Origin of the sequence: Pararhodobacter marinus (assembly GCF_003122215.1) — a bacterium.
In the GTDB taxonomy this organism is placed as follows: Bacteria; Pseudomonadota; Alphaproteobacteria; order Rhodobacterales; family Rhodobacteraceae; genus Pararhodobacter; species Pararhodobacter marinus.
The window spans coordinates 300397-316174 of record NZ_QEYD01000001.1 but is presented as its reverse complement, the minus strand read 5'-3'; the positions used below and the strand labels follow the sequence as shown (position 1 = coordinate 316174).

Sequence of the window (15778 nt, the reverse complement as noted above, 5' to 3'; positions counted from 1 at the left end):
GCGCGGACTCTGCCCCGCCCGGGAACCGCTTCGCATGGGCAGGGCCTCAGGGGATGGGGGCGCAGGCGATCCTGTCACCGGCGTCGCCCGAAGGCTGGCTCTGGTAATCGTCGGGGCCGGAATGGATCATGAGCGCCCGGCCGTGGATCGAATCCTCGCCCGCGTCGAAACGGATATAGGGATTGAGCGTTTCGGCCTGCACCCGGCCCTCGGCGTCGGTGTAGAGATTGGTCATGTCGCCGGCATGGGGACCGGTTTCGGTCAGAAGGCCGTGCTCGACACCCGAGGGATTGAAATGTCCGCCTGCGCCTTCGAACGCGGTTTCGGGATCGCAATCCGCGGTCTCGTGGATGTGGAAGCCCAGCCAGCTCTTGGCGGGAAGCGATCCCAGATCGACGCGGATCAGGACGCCGTTCGGGGTGCTGGTCAGCTCGGCGGTGCCGATCTCCGTGCCGTCCGTGTCGATGAAGCTGACACTCTGTTCCTGCGCGGCGGCCACCACGGGCAGGGCAAGCAGCGGCAGCGCCACGAGCGACAGGGCGAGCACCCGGTCGCGCAGGCGCGCGGATGCCGGCCGGGTCCGGGCGAAAGCGGGGGTCGAGGGGGCGAGACAGGGCATGGCATGTCCTTTCTGTGCGTCGCTGTTGGCGGGTCCAACCGGCTACGGCTGCCGATGTTCCTGCGGACGGGTCCGATGGCCCGGATCCGCCTGCCGGGGTCGGCGTGGTCCCGGGTGGACCGGGTGTGAAAAAAAAGCCCGGCGCGGGGCCGGGCTTTTTCCTGTTGAAGTCGCGTCAGTACGTGTTGCGCGGGGTCAGCGAGCGGCCATAGGTCGCCATGTCCCCTTCGACATATTCGGGCAGTTCTTCAAGCTGCTCCTCGGTCCAGGGCAGGTAGACGCGCACGTCGTCCGCGTTTTGATAGATCTGCAGGTCGCTCACCGGCACCGCGACGCGGTGCTCGCCAAGGCCCAGGAAACCGCCGATGTCGAGAATGGCATGCGACAGGGTTTCCGCCCCGTCCTGCCCCCCATGACCCGGAGTCGCGGTCGTGGCGGTCTCGCCCAGATCCGCAGCGCGGGGTTCGTCGTCCATGGTATTCTCGGCATCCATGTCCGGCGGATTGGTCATCTCGACCCCGGCGGACGCGCCGGTTTCGGTCTGGTCGACCGGGTCGGTCATGGCGCCTTCGGTTTCGCCCATCGCCATGTCTTCGCTGGTGGCGCCGTCCATCGCCCCTTCGGCCATAGCCGGATCATGCTGCATGTCCGAATGGCCTGCCTCGCCGAGAATGAGGTCGTGCACATCGCCGATGGCGTCGCCGGTCGGGCCGTAGATCGTCGCGTCGAGCAGATGCTCGGCGGTCAGCGGCATGTCGCTCAGCTGATACCCGTCGGGTGCCACGATGTCGGCGGTCATGCCGCCATTCTCGGCCGGTACTGTCTGCGCCAGCGCCGCACCGGTGGTGAGGGCCGCGCCGAGCCCGGTGGCAAGAACGGTCGTAAGCAGAAGCTTCTGCATGGGATCCTCCTTTGATCTGCATATGGGACCGGCAGCCGGCCCCTTTGATCTGCGCCCCTCAACAGGCCGGATGGGTGAATGTTCCCGGCTGTGTTCCGACTCAGCGGGAATTTTCGGCGCGGCGTTGCGGGAACATCCGGGGTTCGCTGCCGTTTCGGTGCCCATGTTCCAGACAGAGCAGGAGCGCAAGATGACCCCGAGGACGCATCAGGACTTCCGCAAAGAGGTCGAAGACAAGGAAAGCCCCAGGCCCGCCCGCAGCGATCGCGCGGATCTGACGGACCGCGCGCAGCTGACCACCGGTGAGCCGCCGCAAGGCGACCATCCGGGCGATCCTTACGGCGCGCCCCCACCCGCCAACACGGGGGAAAAGGCGCCTCCCGCGCATCGCGACGACCGGCAGATCCAAGCCGCCGTTCGGACCGCGCTGGTTTCAGGGGCCGGACCGGAGGCCGTGGGGATCGAGGTCTCCGTCCTTCAGGGCGTGGTGATCCTGCGGGGCACCGTGCCCTCTGCCAAGGCGATGCGCCGGGCGGTGGACCGCGCGCGGGACTGCCCGGGCGTGGTGCGGGTCCATAATGGCCTGCGCGCGGACGATCCCGCCCGATGACCCGGGGAGCCGAGCATGGACAGCCACGACATTCTCAGGATCCTGAGCACCGAGCTTGACGGCCAAGGCGCCTTGCCATGGCCCGTGGTGGCGCTTCGGATCTGCGGGGCGGTGCTGCTCTCGGGCTGCATCGGTTTCGAACGCGAGGTCAGGGACAGGCCCGCCGGTCTGCGTACGCATATGCTGGTCGGACTTGCCTCGTCCTGCTTCTGCCTGCTGACGCTGGAGCTTGTCGCGCGCAATTTCGGAAGCGATGTCCAGATGGACCCGATCCGCACCATCGAGGCCGTGACCAGCGGCGTCGCGTTCCTTGCCGCCGGAATGATCGTGTTCTCGCGCGGCGAGATCAAGGGATTGACCACCGGCGCAAGCCTGTGGCTTGCGGCTGCGGTCGGCGTGGCTGCAGGGCTTGGCATCTGGCTGCTGGCGGTGCTGGCGACGGTGCTGGCCCTGTTCATCATGCATCTTCTGTCGCGGTTCGAACGCCGGATGCAGAAGGGCGACGACTGAGCCGCTTACGCTAGGACGCGGCGCCGGGCCTCCGATGCGTTGCGCAATATTCTCGCCACAGCAGGTGTTCCCGTGCCTGATCGGTCGGGCAGCGGCTCAGACGCTCGACCCACTGCGCGAGCGCCGCAATATCGGAGGTGACGAAATCCGAGGTCGAGACAGGATCGGCGCCGCGCGTCTGCTCAAAGGGTTGCCGCAGCAGCGTCGAGAGCGGGCGCAGCGCCGAATCTGTGGCCGGCAATCCGGCAAGGCGCTGCGCGATGCCGCTGGACATGCCGTCCGGGGCGCGACCCTCTGCCCGCATCGATACCTGCACAAGCGCATCCTTGGCATGGGCAAGACGCCATCCGCCGGTCCGCAACCGCGCGAGAAGGTCGCGATCCTCGTGCGAGGCGAGCGGCGCGTAGCCGCCGACCCCCTCGTAAGCGTCGAAACGGATTCCGAAATTCGCGCCCGAGGCAAGGTTCAGCCCTTGACCGCCCCTTGGGGCGACCAGCGACAGGAATTCCTCGGTCAGTTGCAGGTAGCGCGCGTGCAGGGCGCTCTGGCAGTGGAAGGCCTGCGGCATCGCGGCCAGTTCTGCCGGGATCGGTTGCACCAATCCGGTCGCCGCGTCGGCCCATCTCAGGGCGCCGGCCATCGCGGCGATCCAGCCGGGCGCGGGCACGGCATCGGCATCGGTCGACAGCAGGAAACGGCAGCGCGGGGCCCTGTCGCGGACCAGCCGACCCCCGAGCCGTCGCGCGGCACCGACGCCCCCGGCTTCGATACGACCCTCCCACAGGATCAGCGGCAGCCGCCATTCCCGCGCCTTGGCCAGGGCGATCCGGGCGGTCGCGTCGCGGCTGTTGTTGACGATCAGCACGATCGCGGCGCGCAGGGGCGAAAGCTGCGGCGCAAGCGCGGCCAGACAGCGCGGCAGCAGCGCTTCCTCATCGCGGGCCGGAATGCAGATGACGACCTCGGCCGCCCGAACGGCCTGTTCCCCGACCACGACCAGACGCGCCGCCCGGCTTTCGGGGCTGACGAACGAGGGCGCCGTCACCGTCGCAGCCCGCGTGCCAGATCCAGCCGGTAGCCCGGTCCCCTTCGCAGGCAGGTGAAGCGCCGTGCCGAGGCGTGGCAATAGAGCGCAAGCGCCTGACGACCCTGAAGCGGGTTGCCGCTGGGTCCGAGCCATGTGCCGCACAAAACATCGGCGCGCGGATGGTTGCGGTCGATCTGGCGGGCAAGGTCCCCCAGCGCGGCGGGATCGAGAAAATACAGGATCTCGGACAGCAAGATCAGGTCGAACCGGCCCCGGGGCAGCGGTGCGGGCAGCAGCGTTTGCCTGAACCGGGCCTGCGGCAGCGCGGCCCGGGCCGTCGCCAGCGGCTTTTCCATCGCGTCGAGCCCCAGATAGCGGTCGCAGCGCTTGGCGATATGGCGCGCCAGTGCCCCGTTTCCGCAGCCGATTTCCAGCACGGCGCGATAACGGCTGCGGGGCAGGGCACGGGCCGTCGCACGAAAACGCCGCCGCTCATACGCGCTCGACCGGAAGTTCCACGGATCGTCGGTGTCGCGATAAAGACGCTCGAGATGCTCGATGCTGACCCGGGTTGTCATCTGGACCTCTCGAAGAAAAGCTCGGGCCCGGTCGAGAGATCCTCGACAAAACCGGGGTCAAGCCGGAAGGACACGGCCGCATCGTCGATCAGCGGTTCGAGCTGGCTGCGATGCGCGGCAATCGCGGCGCGCTTGCGGGCCGCGTGGGGGCCCGGCGGAAGCCGGTGTTCGGTCCAGCCCGTCAGGTCCGCACGGAAATCCGGGCGCTGCCAGCGGGTCCAGATCGGGTAGCCGAAATGTCTCAGGCCCACCCGCGCGGCGACCGCCTCGGCGATGGCGGCGGCGGTCTTGTGATCCGTATGCGGATCGGTTTCGAGCGTGGCAAAAAGGGAGCCCGCGCCAAGCCGCTGGCAGGTCCGGCACAACAGGCGGATCACCGCCGGGATCCTCGGATTGCCGGCGGTTCGCGCGTCCTCGAGCCCCAGCCACAGGATGTCGCGCGGCGTTCCGCCCAGCCGGAGGACAGCCTCCTCAAGCTCGCGCCGTCGCAGCGCGGCAAGGCGCGAGGGCGGATAGCGGCGAGACCCTTTATGCGAAGCGCTGCCATCCGTCAGGCACACGACCAGCGCGCCCGTTCCCGCCGCGAAGGCCTGCGCCAGCAGCGCTCCGCAGCCCAGCGATTCGTCGTCGGGATGCGGGGCCAGCACGACCAAAGGCGCGCCGTGCGTCAGGGCATCGAAGCTGGTGGTCATGGCCATGGATGACGGGTCACGCATCGAACCACGCCTCCAGCCCCGCGCCCTGTCCTGTGCCCCCGGTCAGCAGGGAACGTGCGACGCGCAGCATCATCGCGTCCCGTGCGGCCTGCCGGATATAGCAAGCCAGATCGCGGGCATGGGTCCCGACCGGGTCGTCGACCCGAAAGAGCGACAATCCCACGGAACGCTCGACCCCGGCGATGGCTTCCTGCGCCAGTTCTTCGGTCAGCAGGCGCATCGCTACCGATCTGGTGGCGGCGGCCTCGGGGTCCTTCTGTCCCGCCGCGCCCTCGGCGATCACGCCGGCCCTGAGGATCGCGTCCTCTGCCGCCAGCGCGCGGATGGCCAGGGGCCCCAGGCGCAGCGCCTGCGCCTCGGCGTCCAGATATCCGCGCCGCCCCAGCGCCAGGGCGGCGCGGTCGAGAAGCCCGGCAATGCCGCCCAGCGTGACCGACGCGATCCGCCATGTGCCGCCCAGAAAACCGGGTTCGCGCTGATAGGTGCCCGGCGCGCCCAGCGTTTCGCCGGTCAGCCCGTCGCAGAGAAACCCGCCCGAAAGGCTGGCCTGCATGCCGGTCATGTTCCAGTCGGCGCTGCGGTGACGCCCCGGATCGGACGCATCCACGATGACGAGTTGCTGCGCGTCAGGGCCAATCGCGGGAACGATGGCCTTGCCCACCCGCCCGAGACCCGACGCGAATTGCTTGGCACCGGACAGGACGCGCCCGTCCCATGCGACCTTGGTCGCGCTGTCGGCGCCCCAGACCCCGAACAACACGCCCGCGCGCATCTCGGACTCGGTCCTGCGGCGTTGCGCGTCGCTGCCCAGGCTGCAGACAAGCCGATGCGCGTTCACATGCCCTTCGAGCAGCCGCGCCTCGCTCAGATCCTCGTGTCCCGCGCGGCGAAGGGCGCGGTGCAGCGACCGGGGATCCGCCCAGAGACCGGGGTCCAGCGGCAGCGCCGAGCTCTCGGGAGGGATGATTCTGCGGGTCTTCTGATCGGCGGTCATGGCAGGTCCCGGTTGCGATGGGCCAGCCTAAACCCGCGCAGGGACAGGTTGTTCCCGCGCGCCGGGCGTCCACAGGCGGAAAGAAAGGCCGTCGGTGTTGGGGGAAGGCCGATGCGTCAGGAAGCGAGCCGTTACCGTGCCTCGGCCATGTCATCCGAAGACAGGGCAACCGTCTCTGGCGTCGACATCCGCGCCATGGGCGAGGCCTGGAACGCCGTCTTCAGGCCCGTGGCGATGGCCGAGCGGACGCGCAGCCGCCAGAGCGTGAAGAGAATGACGCTCAGATGGCAGATCCCTGTCACCAGGAACATTGCGGAGGGATCGGAATAGCCCATGGCCAGCCCGGCGACAGTGGGACCGATCACCGAGCCGATGCCGGTGACCAGCAAGAGCCCGCCGCTGACCTGGATGAAGGTTCCCGGCGCCGCGTGGTCATTGGCATGGGCGACGATCACCGGATACATCACGAAGACCGTCGCGCCGAAAGCGGCCGAGAGGCAGAACAGCAGGACCGGATCCGTGCTGCCGGTGAACAGGAAAGCCAGATCGGTGATCAGCGCCAGAACCGACACGCCCAGCAGCACCCGGCGCCGGTCGAACCGGTCCGAGGCGGCGCCGATCGGGATCTGCGACAGCGCCCCGGCCAGGATCGGGATGCTGGCGAACAGGGCGATATCGGTGATCGAGAACCCGGCCCAGTCGGCATAGACGGCGGCAAGGGTGCCGAAGGCGGAATTGGAAATGCCGACCATCAGCACCGCAAACACCGCGACCGGCGAATTGCGCCAGAGCGCGCCGACATCGAGCTTCACTACCGTCAGGGGCGTGGGGCTGGTCGTGGCCCCCACGGCGGTGGGCAGAAGCGCCAGGCAATACACGATGGCTCCCAGCACGAAAAAGAAGAACCCCGACGAATCCCCCAGCGACAGGATCATCTGCCCGGCCGTCGTCGCGGCAAGGTTGACCATGGTGTAGATGCCGAAGATCCTGCCGCGCGAGCGGGCATCCGCTTTCTCGTTGAGCCAGCTTTCGGCGATCATCGCCGCACCGGCAAAGCAGAAGCCGGACAGGGCACGCACCGGGATCCAGATCCCGGGCGCGATCACCAGAAGGGAAACCAGGATGGCCACCGCTGCCCCGGCGCACATCGCGCCGAACGCCCGGATATGGCCCACGCGCACCACCAGCCACGGCGTCAGCAGGCAGCCCGCGATATAACCGACCGCCCAGCCCGTCCCCAAAAGCCCCAGCGACGTGGCACTGAAACCCTCGGCGGTTCCGCGCACGGGCAGGATCAGGCCGTTGATCCCGCCGGCGAAAAGCAGAAGGGCGGTGCCCATGAACAGGGCGATGAGCGGAAGAAGACTACGGGACATACTTCGTGATCTGGGGTCGGTTTTCGGGCGAATGCCGCTTGCGGGTTAACATTAGTCAAGGTCAACGGACGGGTCCGGGACGGGTTCCCTTGCGATCCGGGTCACGGTCCGATCCACCGCCTTGCGCCAGCTTTTGCCCGAAAGTGTGACGGGATGATTAATCCGAAGGCGCCAGGAATTCGCTGTCTTCCAGCCGTCCGGTACTGCCCGGCCAGACGAGGGTTCCCGGCACCTGCGACAGGACGCTCACGAAAGAACGCGCCCAGCCGGTCGCATCGTTGGCCATCACGGCCTTCAGGCAGGCCGCGTGACGGCGCTGGCGCTCGGCAAGCGGCATGGAAACGGCCTGACGGATCGCGCCGGCGATATCGTCGATATCATAGGGATTGATCAACAGAGCGGCGGACAATTCCTCGGCCGCGCCGGCCAGCCGCGACAGGATCAGAACGCCGGGGTCGTCAGGGTCCTGCGCCGCGACGTATTCCTTCGCCACCAGGTTCATCCCGTCCGCATACGACGTCACCAGGCATCCCCGCGCTCCGCGGAACAGGCGCGCCAGCCGGTGACGCGGAACGCTGCGGTGGATGTAGCGCAGCGGCGTCCAGTCCAGTTCGGCAAAGGTGCCGTTCAGGTGCCCGGCGATCTCTTCAAGCTCGCGGGTGATATCGTGATAGGCCTGCACCCGTTCGCGCGAAGGCGGCGCGATCTGGACCAGACAGGGACGCTGGTCGGGCGGGCGGTTTTCGAGATAGCGACCGAAGGCCCGGAACCGGTTCGGCAGGCCCTTGGAATAATCGAGCCTGTCGACACCGATGAAATAGCTTTCCGGCGCTTCCTTGCCCAAGGGCTGCTCATCCTGCGCCGCCGCGTCCTTCTGGAATTGTTCGACATCGATGCCGATCGGAAAGGAACGCACCGAGGTGATCCTGTCGCGGAACTTGACGGTGCCGTCCATCAGGAATTCGGCCCGGGGATCGGCGCGGAACATCTCGAGCGCGCGCGCCACGTCCGACAGCGTCTGAAGGCCGACAAGGTTGTAATGCCCCAGCCACTCGGCAAAATCCGCAGGCTGGCTCAGGACGGAAAGATCGCCGAGAGACGGGAACGGGATGTGCAGGAAGAAGCCGATCCTGTTCTGCAGGCGCAGCGCCCGCAATTCCGCGGCCAGCGGGAAGAAATGGTAATCGTGCACCCAGATCGTGTCTTCGGGCCGGGCAATCGCCGCGATCATCCGCGCCACCCGCCGGTTCACGGCCCGATAGCTTTCCTCGTAGGCGGGTTTCAGGTCGACTAGGTCGGGACGACGGTGACAAAGCGGCCACAGCACCGAATTCGAATAGCCCAGGTAGAAATGCTCGATCTCCTGATGGCTCAGCTGATAGCCCAGCCGACTGTAGGGCTGGCTGGACAGAACCCGCAGGCTTTCCCCGGGCGTCTCGACAGGGTCCGCTTCCGCGCCGATCCACAGGCCACCCGTCGCGCTCAGAGCGTCGTGCAGCGCGACGATCAATCCGCCCGCACCCCCGGTCTCGCTTGGGATCCGGTTCGATACAACAATCAGCCTGCCTGTCATTCCACCCCCCCTGATGTCCGGTTTCCGACCGTCCGGTCGGACGGTCTCTCGGGCGGCACAACCGCCGCATCGCCGGAAATGTTCCCGCCGGTCAGACGCTTCGTTCAACGCCCGCGCGCAGCCAGTCCATCGCGCTGTAGCGGTCGGGGCAAAACAGCCGGGCGCAGCTGTCCCTGCGGCCGATGCTCACGCCGATACCGCCGAGCTGTTGCGCCGCCAGAAATCCGTCCTCGTCCGTGGTGTCGTCGCCGACCATCACGGGGATGCGGTCGCGGAACGGCGCTTCGCCCATCAGCGTCTGCAGGGCGCGGCCCTTGTCGTAGCCGGTCAGCATTGCCTCGCAGACCATGTTGCCCGCGATCATCCGAAGGTTCGATTTGCGGGCCACCTCTGACACGGCGTTCTTGCACAAGGGCGCCAGGTCGGGCCGGTTGCGGTAATGCAGCGCCAAGGCGCCCGGCTTGGTTTCAAGCAGCAGGCCGTGGCTGCGGGCCAGATCGTCCAGCACCCGATACGCGGTATCGAGCGCCCGGCGATCCGCGAAAGAGGGGGTCAGCGTTCCCGCGTCGCGCCTTATCTCGACGCCATGCGTCCCCGCGAGAACGGGTGCAACCTGCGCCGTCAGGCGTTCAAGCTCGGCAAGCGCGCGCCCCGAGAGAATGGCCACGGCGCCGTCGCTGGCCCGCTGAAGCGCCTTCAGGAGATCCACGGTTTCAGGCAGCAGCACGACCTCGGACGGGCGCGCGGCAATGTCGACAAGGGTGCCGTCGAAATCGAGAAAGAAGGCATGACGCGCAGGGTCCGGCGGGGCGTGGCGGCCCGGCCCGCGCAGAGCATGAAGGGTGTTCGGCATCGGTTTCCGACCTTTCGTCCGGGTTCCGGGAGGTCGCCTCGGATCGAGACCCGGTGGGAACAACCGGGCGCGGCGGATGTTCCCACCTGTGGCCACGTTTCGTGGACCCCGCTCAGAAAGGGGCGCTCAGAAAGGGGAAAGACATGACCGATCCGGAAACCGAAATCGAGGCGCTGAAGGCCAGTCTGAGCGCCTTGCGCCGCGTGGTGGCCAAGACCGTCCTCTTGCTGCCCGAGGCCGAACGGCAAGAGCTTTGCGACTGGCTGCTCAGGGCGTCGATGGCAACCGACGGGCAGGAAGACCCCGGCGCCGTGACGATCCCGGGCGTCCCCAACGGCATGAAGCGCGCGGCCGAGATGGAGGAAGTCCTTGCCCTGATCCGGTTCTACCAGAAAGGCGAGTAGCCCGTGTTGTCAGTGGAAATGGCGGCGTCGGCGGTTGCGCAGCTCGTCGTTCAGCAGACGGCGCAGCCAGGGACCGGTCTCTTCGCCGTCGCTCCGTTTCGGAGCCTTGCTGATCGCGTCGCGCAGCACCGCGGCAACGAGCCGCTCGGCGGCGGAGCGGTCGGGCAGGACCCCGCGGGCGTGATCGAGAAGCCCGTTCACCACGCTTTCGACCGGTTCTGTTGTCGTGATGCCCATTCCCGGCCCTATTCCCGGCTCTGCAACTGGCATACTGAGCGCCTGAAGCAGGGAATCGGCGGTGGTGGGCTTGGCAAAGACGCGCACATGGCTCAGCCGTTCGGGAACCTTGCGGTTGTCATGCGCCGTCAGAAACAGGAACGGCACCCCAGAACACATCAACGCGTCGGCCACGGGGAACGAGACCGAATTGCCCAGACACACGTCGAGAATGGCGGCGTCGCTCGACTCGATATGGGGCAAGGCCAGCTGCATGGTCGGAAACGGCCCGATCACGCTGTTGCCCGTCCTGCGAATCTCGGACGCAAGCTGTTGCGCGCCAAAGAAATCATCTTCTACAATCAGGATCCGCAAGCGTCTTCCTCCGGGTTTCGTCTCCTCTGATGTCTGGTTGGCACCGCCCTGTTTCAACCGGGGGATGCGCCGTTCACCCATTGTGTTAACCTAAGGCCAATCGGCGAATGACAATGATTCGTATGAAGGAAAGCCGCCAACAAGCGGACTTCCGGGCTTTTTTTGTTTGCCCTGCCGGTTCGGTAACACGCTCTTTGGCCCGATTCGTCCTGATGCTGGAAAGCCTACATGCCTGACAGTAGATACCCGATCGTCGCAATCGGCTGCTCGACCGGCGCGGCGGAAACGCTCCGGGCCTTTTTCGGTGCCTTTACCGAAGAACCCGGCTTCGCGATGATCGTGATCCCGCCGGTCGAAACGCATGGATGGGAGGATCTTTGCAAAGAGCTTTCCACCGGCTCGCCCGTCAAGTTCGCGATGGCCGAGGACGGCGTTCGTGTGCTTGCCGGGCATGCCTACCTGATCCCGCATCATTGTGCCGCGACGTTCCGTGACGGAGCGCTTCACCTGTCCGTACCGCAGCCGGGCGAACATGCGCCGCGTCCCATCGACAATTTCTTTGCCTCGCTGGCCGAGGATCGGAGAGAATACGCGGTGGGCGTGTTGCTGGCGGGGGAGGACGGCGACGGGACGCTGGGATCGAAGGCGATCCGCGAGGTGGGGGGCCTGACCCTTGCCCGGGTGACAAAGGCCGAGCCCATGGACACCGCGGCCATGCCGGAAAGCGCGGTGTCGAGCGACGTGGTCGATCTGGAAATGCAGCCCGAGGCCATGCCGCACCGGCTGGAAGTCTTCGCGCGCAGTTTCCGGGCGCTGTCCGACGCGCGCAGCGCCGGCGATGCCCATCGCGCGGCCGAGCTTGACCGCATCCACCACGAGATCTGCGCCCTTCTGACCGCGCATTCGAGCCACGATTTTTCCGGCTACAAGACCCGGAGTTTCTTTCGCAGGGTCTATCGCCGCCTTCAGGTCCGGCAATTGCAGACGCTCGACGCCTATCTCGAATTGTTGCGAAAGGATCCGGTCGAGATCGGGAACCTGTTCCGCGATCTGCTGATCAACGTCACGAATTTCTTCCGCGACGCGGAGGCTTTCGCCCAACTCGAGCGCCAGATCGTGCCGCTTCTGTTCGAAGGCAAATCCCGGGGCGACACGCTGCGGATCTGGGTGCCGGGCTGTTCGACCGGGGAAGAGGTCTATTCGCTGGCGATCCTGCTGCGCGAGCATATGGACCGGATCGAGACTCCGCCGCAGGTTCAGATCTTCGCGACCGATATCGACGAGGCGGCGCTGTCGGTGGCGCGGACCGGGCGGTATCCCGACAGCCTGCTGGCCGAGGTCTCGCCCGAGCGCGTGAAGCGGTTCTTCAAGCCCGACGGCGACAGCCGGGTCGTCACCGCCGAGATCCGCGAGCTGTGCATCTTCTCGCCGCACAGCCTGGTGCGGGACCCGCCGTTCTCGCGAATGGACATGGTGTCGTGCCGGAACCTGCTGATCTATTTCGGCCCCGACGTGCAGCGTCACGTGATCCCGACCTTTCACTACTCGCTGCGACCCGGGGGCTACCTGTTCCTTGGCAGTTCCGAAAGCATCGGGCCGCATGGCGACCTGTTCGCCACGATCGACAAGAAACACCGCATCTATCAGGCGCGGGAACATGTGGGCCGCTCGCTGAAGGTGCCCGCTCTCACGGGCCCCAGCCGGGCGCGCAATTTCTCGGAAGGGACTGCCTCGATGCCGAAAGAGCGGATGGGCTCGCTGCGCAGCCGGATCGAAAGCCGGATCCTCGAACGCTATGCGCCGGCGCATGTGGCCGTCACCTCGGATGCGGATATCGTCTATTACTCGGCCGGAACCGGGCGTGTCCTCGAAGCGCCGCAAGGCGCCCCCAGCCGCCACCTTCTGACGCTGGCGCGGCACGGGCTGCGGCTGGATCTGCGGGGCGCGCTGCGGGAATGCGTGCGCACGCAGACGCGCGTCACCCGGCAGGGCCTGCGCATCGAGAGCGAGGGCGAGCCGATCCAGCTGGTCGATATCAGCATCGAGCCGCTGGGCGATTCCAAGGGTGCGGATCTGCTGTATCTGGTCGTGTTCGACCTGCGCGGCAGCCCCGATGCGGAGGCGATACCGCAGACGGGCGACGACGAAGCCCGCCGCCACGGCGAATACGAGCAGGAGCTGCGCGATACCAAGGAGCGGCTGCAATCGACGATCGAGGAATACGAAACCGCGCTGGAAGAGCTGAAATCCTCGAACGAAGAGCTGACCTCGGTCAATGAAGAGATGCAATCCGCCAACGAGGAACTGGAGGCATCGAAAGAGGAATCGCAGTCGCTCAACGAAGAGCTCAACACGATCAACGCCGAGCTGAACCACAAGATCGACGAGCTGGACCGCGCCAACAGCGACCTTCAGAACCTGTTCGAAAGCACGGGAATCGCCACGATCTTTCTGGACGAGGCGCTGGTGATCCGCAGTTTCACACCGGCGGCGGCCGCGTTCTTCAACCTGCGCAACAGCGATATCGGGCGACCTCTGACCGACCTGTCGGGCGCGCAGGAATATCCGGATCTGCACGCCGAGATCGACCGCGTGTTCCGTCTGGGCGAGCCGGACCAACGGCAACTCGGCGCCGATGCGGACGGGCGGCACTACCTGTTGCGCCTCAATCCCTACCGGACCGGCAGCGCGGCCATCGACGGGGTCGTCGTCACCTTCGTGGATGTCACCCAGCTGGCAGAAGCCGAACAGCATCAGCAGGTTCTGGTCGACGAGCTGAACCACCGCGTCAAGAACCTGTTGCTGGTGGTCACCGCGATTTCGCGCCGGACGCTGGAACGCTCGCCGGATCTCGAGACCTTCGGGCAGGCTTTCACCGGCCGGCTTGAGGCGCTGAACCGGACCTACGGCACCTTGTCGCGCGAAAGCTGGAAGAACGCCTCGCTCGCCGGGATCCTGGCCGACGAGCTTCGGCCGCATGGCGAGCAGGCCTTCTCGCTCGAGGGTGAGGACCTGAACCTGTCGCCGCAGATGGGCCTGTCGCTGGCGATGGCCGTGCACGAACTGGCCACCAATGCAATGAAATACGGCGCGCTCTCGGCCGAGGGCGGGACTGTCACCGTTTCGTGGTCGGTCGATGCCGGGCGGCTGCGGATCCGGTGGCGGGAAACCGGCGGTCCGCCCGTCACCCCGCCCGAGGACAAGGGCTTCGGAAGCGAGCTGCTGCATGGCGAGATCGAATATCGCCTGCAGGGGACGCTGACGCTTGCCTTTCCCCCCGAAGGGCTCGACGTGCAGATCGAGGTCCCGCTGGGTACGTGAGCGCCGGTATTTCCGGTCGTCTGGGTGAAAAACGCCGTGCCGCGGTGATCCGGGGGAACGAACCGGACGTACCCCCCTTTGACCTGCCGCGCACAGGGCCTTTGCCCCCCGATGACTGCAAACCGCCAGCGCGGCGTTGCGAAGAGAGATACGGACGATGGTTTACCGCAAAGAAACCGATCTTGCCGTCGCGCAGGAGCAATTTGACCGGACGCTTTCCCAGTTGCTCAAACAGGTCGAGGCCGAGCCGGTGTCAAAGGAATTGTCGGATCTTGCGCTCAAGCTGAAACTCGCGGTCGAAGCGCGAAACCGGGCGTCGCACTGATCCTGCGCACTCCTTCAATACCGACATGAGCCGCTAGGCGCCGTCTTCGCAAAGCCCTCCGGCTGGCTGCGATCAGCGGCCCGTTGCCCGAGTCTGAGCGGACAACCGCCTTTTTTTCGCGCAGCGGTGGACAAGGGCCTGACCCCGCACCACCCTATCGGAAAGACTGGGCGGGAGGCCTGCACAATTGCCGGACCGGGGCGGAGGACAAGAATTTCATGACCGTCTCATCCGGGGCCTGCCGTTCATCGAGCCACACGACGTGATACCACCCGGCGCCTGATATGTCCTGTCGGCGCGCGGGAAGGGTCACGACAAAAAAATGCGCTGGGACATCCCCGAGCGGGCTGTTTCAGACACATATTGGGAGAAGTGCCATGAAGCTGGCCAGCGAAGCCATGGGCGGCAAGGCGGCGGTGCGTCCGCCCGTATCAGTGCAACGCGATTCGTCCGAGACCGTGCAATCGGACGCCGTCATCGAGTTCATTCCGCCACTCCGTCTTTTTGCCCGGTCCCTGTGCAAGAACCCGGTCGAGGCAGACGATCTGGTGCAGGAAACCTTGCTGCGGGCGATCGAGAACATCCATCTCTACAAGCCCGGCACCAATCTGCGGGCGTGGTTGTTCACCATCATGCGCAATCGTTTCTATTCGAATTGCATCAAGCAGGCGCGCGAAAAACCGGGCAGCAAGGATTGCGTGGCCAGTATCCCCGTCGGGATCGTCGATACGCAATACTGGCATCTGCGCATGTCCGAGATGGTGCGCGCCATCAACGACCTTCCCGTGCATTTCCGCGAGACCTTCGTGGCCGTGGTGATCCTGGGCGTCAGCTACCTTGATGCGGCAGAGATGTTCGATTGCGATATCGGCACGATCAAGAGCCGCATCTACCGCGCCCGCGCGACCCTGGCGTCGGCAACGCAATAGCGCCGGCCCTGTTCCTGTCAGTCCCGGACAGGCCCGTGAGGAAAAGCCCGGCGCAAGCGCCGGGCTCTTGTTTGTCGTGAGGTCCGCGCCGGGATCACATCCAGTACGGCGGCAACCCGTAGACCGCATGCGTGCGCTCTTCCCAGTCCCGGTCCCTGTGCCATTGATCGTTCTTGGCCGGTGCGTCGGACAGCTGGTCCTCGGTGATGTTGGTGCGGAACCCGCCGAGGCTGGTGTCGTAGTTCAGCGCACCCCACGGTACGGGCCGCTCATCGCCGCCGATGCCGAGAATACCGCCGAAACTCATCACCGCATAAGCCACCTTGCCGCTGACCTTGTCGATCATCACCCGGTCGATCGATCCGACCTTGCTGCCATCCGGGCCATAAACGCTGGTGCCCGCGACATTGTCGGCGGAAACCAGATTGGAACCTTCGACGTCCATTGCATC

General features: G+C 66.3%; 17 protein-coding genes. 6 read left to right on the top strand and 11 right to left on the bottom strand.

Annotation, left to right across the window (positions count from 1 at the left end; genetic code table 11):
• Positions 1 to 46 precede the first annotated feature (46 nt).
• Entirely contained in the window at positions 47 to 619 is a 573-nt protein-coding gene (locus tag C4N9_RS01590; RefSeq protein ID WP_109531532.1) for a superoxide dismutase family protein, read from the bottom strand.
• Between the two features lie 175 nt (positions 620 to 794).
• On the bottom strand, positions 795 to 1520 hold the full coding sequence (locus C4N9_RS01585; protein ID WP_168192085.1) for a hypothetical protein: 726 nt from the start codon (positions 1518 to 1520) through the stop codon (positions 795 to 797).
• Between the two features lie 190 nt (positions 1521 to 1710).
• Between C4N9_RS01585 and C4N9_RS21755 the strand changes: the two genes are divergently transcribed.
• On the top strand, positions 1711 to 2130 hold the full coding sequence (locus C4N9_RS21755; protein WP_168192084.1) for a BON domain-containing protein: 420 nt from the start codon (positions 1711 to 1713) through the stop codon (positions 2128 to 2130).
• A 15-nt stretch (positions 2131 to 2145) separates the two neighbouring features.
• Positions 2146 to 2640, top strand: a complete 495-nt coding sequence (locus tag C4N9_RS01575; protein ID WP_109531529.1) for an MgtC/SapB family protein — start codon at positions 2146 to 2148, stop codon at positions 2638 to 2640.
• A gap of 10 nt (positions 2641 to 2650) precedes the next feature.
• Here C4N9_RS01575 and C4N9_RS01570 read toward each other — a convergent pair whose 3' ends face one another.
• From C4N9_RS01570 to otsB, 7 genes are all read right to left on the bottom strand, one after another.
• Positions 2651 to 3685 (bottom strand): glycosyltransferase family 2 protein, encoded by a 1035-nt coding sequence (locus C4N9_RS01570; RefSeq protein WP_168192083.1) that lies wholly within the window; start codon positions 3683 to 3685, stop codon positions 2651 to 2653.
• Entirely contained in the window at positions 3682 to 4245 is a 564-nt protein-coding gene (locus tag C4N9_RS01565; protein WP_109531527.1) for a class I SAM-dependent methyltransferase, read from the bottom strand. Before C4N9_RS01565 ends, C4N9_RS01570 begins: the two co-directional genes overlap by 4 nt.
• Positions 4242 to 4961, bottom strand: coding sequence for a PIG-L deacetylase family protein (locus C4N9_RS01560; RefSeq protein ID WP_245902417.1), 720 nt, complete (start codon positions 4959 to 4961; stop codon positions 4242 to 4244). The genes C4N9_RS01565 and C4N9_RS01560 overlap by 4 nt, the downstream gene beginning before the upstream one ends.
• A complete protein-coding gene (locus C4N9_RS01555; RefSeq protein ID WP_245902416.1) occupies positions 4954 to 5955 on the bottom strand; it encodes an acyl-CoA dehydrogenase in 1002 nt (333 codons plus the stop codon). The genes C4N9_RS01560 and C4N9_RS01555 overlap by 8 nt, the downstream gene beginning before the upstream one ends.
• 131 nt (positions 5956 to 6086) lie before the next feature.
• On the bottom strand, positions 6087 to 7331 hold the full coding sequence (locus C4N9_RS01550; protein ID WP_109531525.1) for an MFS transporter: 1245 nt from the start codon (positions 7329 to 7331) through the stop codon (positions 6087 to 6089).
• 157 nt (positions 7332 to 7488) lie between these two features.
• Positions 7489 to 8904, bottom strand: a complete 1416-nt coding sequence (locus C4N9_RS01545) for an alpha,alpha-trehalose-phosphate synthase (UDP-forming) (RefSeq protein WP_109531524.1) — start codon at positions 8902 to 8904, stop codon at positions 7489 to 7491.
• Between the two features lie 91 nt (positions 8905 to 8995).
• On the bottom strand, positions 8996 to 9757 hold the full coding sequence (gene otsB, locus C4N9_RS01540; RefSeq protein ID WP_109531523.1) for a trehalose-phosphatase: 762 nt from the start codon (positions 9755 to 9757) through the stop codon (positions 8996 to 8998).
• A 143-nt stretch (positions 9758 to 9900) separates the two neighbouring features.
• Here otsB and C4N9_RS01535 point away from each other — a divergent pair, with 143 nt between their 5' ends.
• Complete coding sequence (locus tag C4N9_RS01535) at positions 9901 to 10161, top strand: hypothetical protein (RefSeq protein WP_109531522.1); 261 nt, start codon at positions 9901 to 9903, stop codon at positions 10159 to 10161.
• A gap of 9 nt (positions 10162 to 10170) precedes the next feature.
• Here the strand turns inward: C4N9_RS01535 and C4N9_RS01530 are convergent, their stop codons facing one another.
• Positions 10171 to 10752, bottom strand: a complete 582-nt coding sequence (locus C4N9_RS01530; protein WP_109531521.1) for a response regulator — start codon at positions 10750 to 10752, stop codon at positions 10171 to 10173.
• A 228-nt stretch (positions 10753 to 10980) separates the two neighbouring features.
• Between C4N9_RS01530 and C4N9_RS01525 the strand changes: the two genes are divergently transcribed.
• From C4N9_RS01525 to C4N9_RS01520, 3 genes are all read left to right on the top strand, one after another.
• Positions 10981 to 14073, top strand: a complete 3093-nt coding sequence (locus tag C4N9_RS01525) for a CheR family methyltransferase (protein ID WP_109531520.1) — start codon at positions 10981 to 10983, stop codon at positions 14071 to 14073.
• A gap of 157 nt (positions 14074 to 14230) precedes the next feature.
• Complete coding sequence (locus tag C4N9_RS21750; protein WP_168192082.1) at positions 14231 to 14398, top strand: hypothetical protein; 168 nt, start codon at positions 14231 to 14233, stop codon at positions 14396 to 14398.
• Between the two features lie 377 nt (positions 14399 to 14775).
• The gene (locus tag C4N9_RS01520) at positions 14776 to 15327 is read left to right on the top strand and encodes a sigma-70 family RNA polymerase sigma factor (protein WP_245902415.1); all 552 of its coding nucleotides are present in this window, start codon (positions 14776 to 14778) and stop codon (positions 15325 to 15327) included.
• 94 nt (positions 15328 to 15421) lie between these two features.
• Here the strand turns inward: C4N9_RS01520 and C4N9_RS01515 are convergent, their stop codons facing one another.
• On the bottom strand, positions 15422 to 15772 hold the full coding sequence (locus tag C4N9_RS01515; protein ID WP_109531519.1) for a PRC-barrel domain-containing protein: 351 nt from the start codon (positions 15770 to 15772) through the stop codon (positions 15422 to 15424).
• Positions 15773 to 15778: the final 6 nt, after the last annotated feature.

Coding starts and splice junctions, on each gene's coding strand:
- C4N9_RS01555 (WP_245902416.1), bottom strand. CDS start 5,955: ATGACCGCCGATCAGAAGACCCGCAGAATCATCCCTCCCGAGAGCTCG.
- C4N9_RS21755 (WP_168192084.1), top strand. CDS start 1,711: ATGACCCCGAGGACGCATCAGGACTTCCGCAAAGAGGTCGAAGACAAG.
- C4N9_RS01520 (WP_245902415.1), top strand. CDS start 14,776: ATGAAGCTGGCCAGCGAAGCCATGGGCGGCAAGGCGGCGGTGCGTCCG.
- C4N9_RS01535 (WP_109531522.1), top strand. CDS start 9,901: ATGACCGATCCGGAAACCGAAATCGAGGCGCTGAAGGCCAGTCTGAGC.
- C4N9_RS01560 (WP_245902417.1), bottom strand. CDS start 4,961: ATGCGTGACCCGTCATCCATGGCCATGACCACCAGCTTCGATGCCCTG.
- otsB (WP_109531523.1), bottom strand. CDS start 9,757: ATGCCGAACACCCTTCATGCTCTGCGCGGGCCGGGCCGCCACGCCCCG.
- C4N9_RS01590 (WP_109531532.1), bottom strand. CDS start 619: ATGCCCTGTCTCGCCCCCTCGACCCCCGCTTTCGCCCGGACCCGGCCG.
- C4N9_RS01515 (WP_109531519.1), bottom strand. CDS start 15,772: ATGGACGTCGAAGGTTCCAATCTGGTTTCCGCCGACAATGTCGCGGGC.
- C4N9_RS01575 (WP_109531529.1), top strand. CDS start 2,146: ATGGACAGCCACGACATTCTCAGGATCCTGAGCACCGAGCTTGACGGC.
- C4N9_RS01525 (WP_109531520.1), top strand. CDS start 10,981: ATGCCTGACAGTAGATACCCGATCGTCGCAATCGGCTGCTCGACCGGC.
- C4N9_RS01565 (WP_109531527.1), bottom strand. CDS start 4,245: ATGACAACCCGGGTCAGCATCGAGCATCTCGAGCGTCTTTATCGCGAC.
- C4N9_RS01550 (WP_109531525.1), bottom strand. CDS start 7,331: ATGTCCCGTAGTCTTCTTCCGCTCATCGCCCTGTTCATGGGCACCGCC.
- C4N9_RS01545 (WP_109531524.1), bottom strand. CDS start 8,904: ATGACAGGCAGGCTGATTGTTGTATCGAACCGGATCCCAAGCGAGACC.
- C4N9_RS21750 (WP_168192082.1), top strand. CDS start 14,231: ATGGTTTACCGCAAAGAAACCGATCTTGCCGTCGCGCAGGAGCAATTT.
- C4N9_RS01585 (WP_168192085.1), bottom strand. CDS start 1,520: ATGCAGAAGCTTCTGCTTACGACCGTTCTTGCCACCGGGCTCGGCGCG.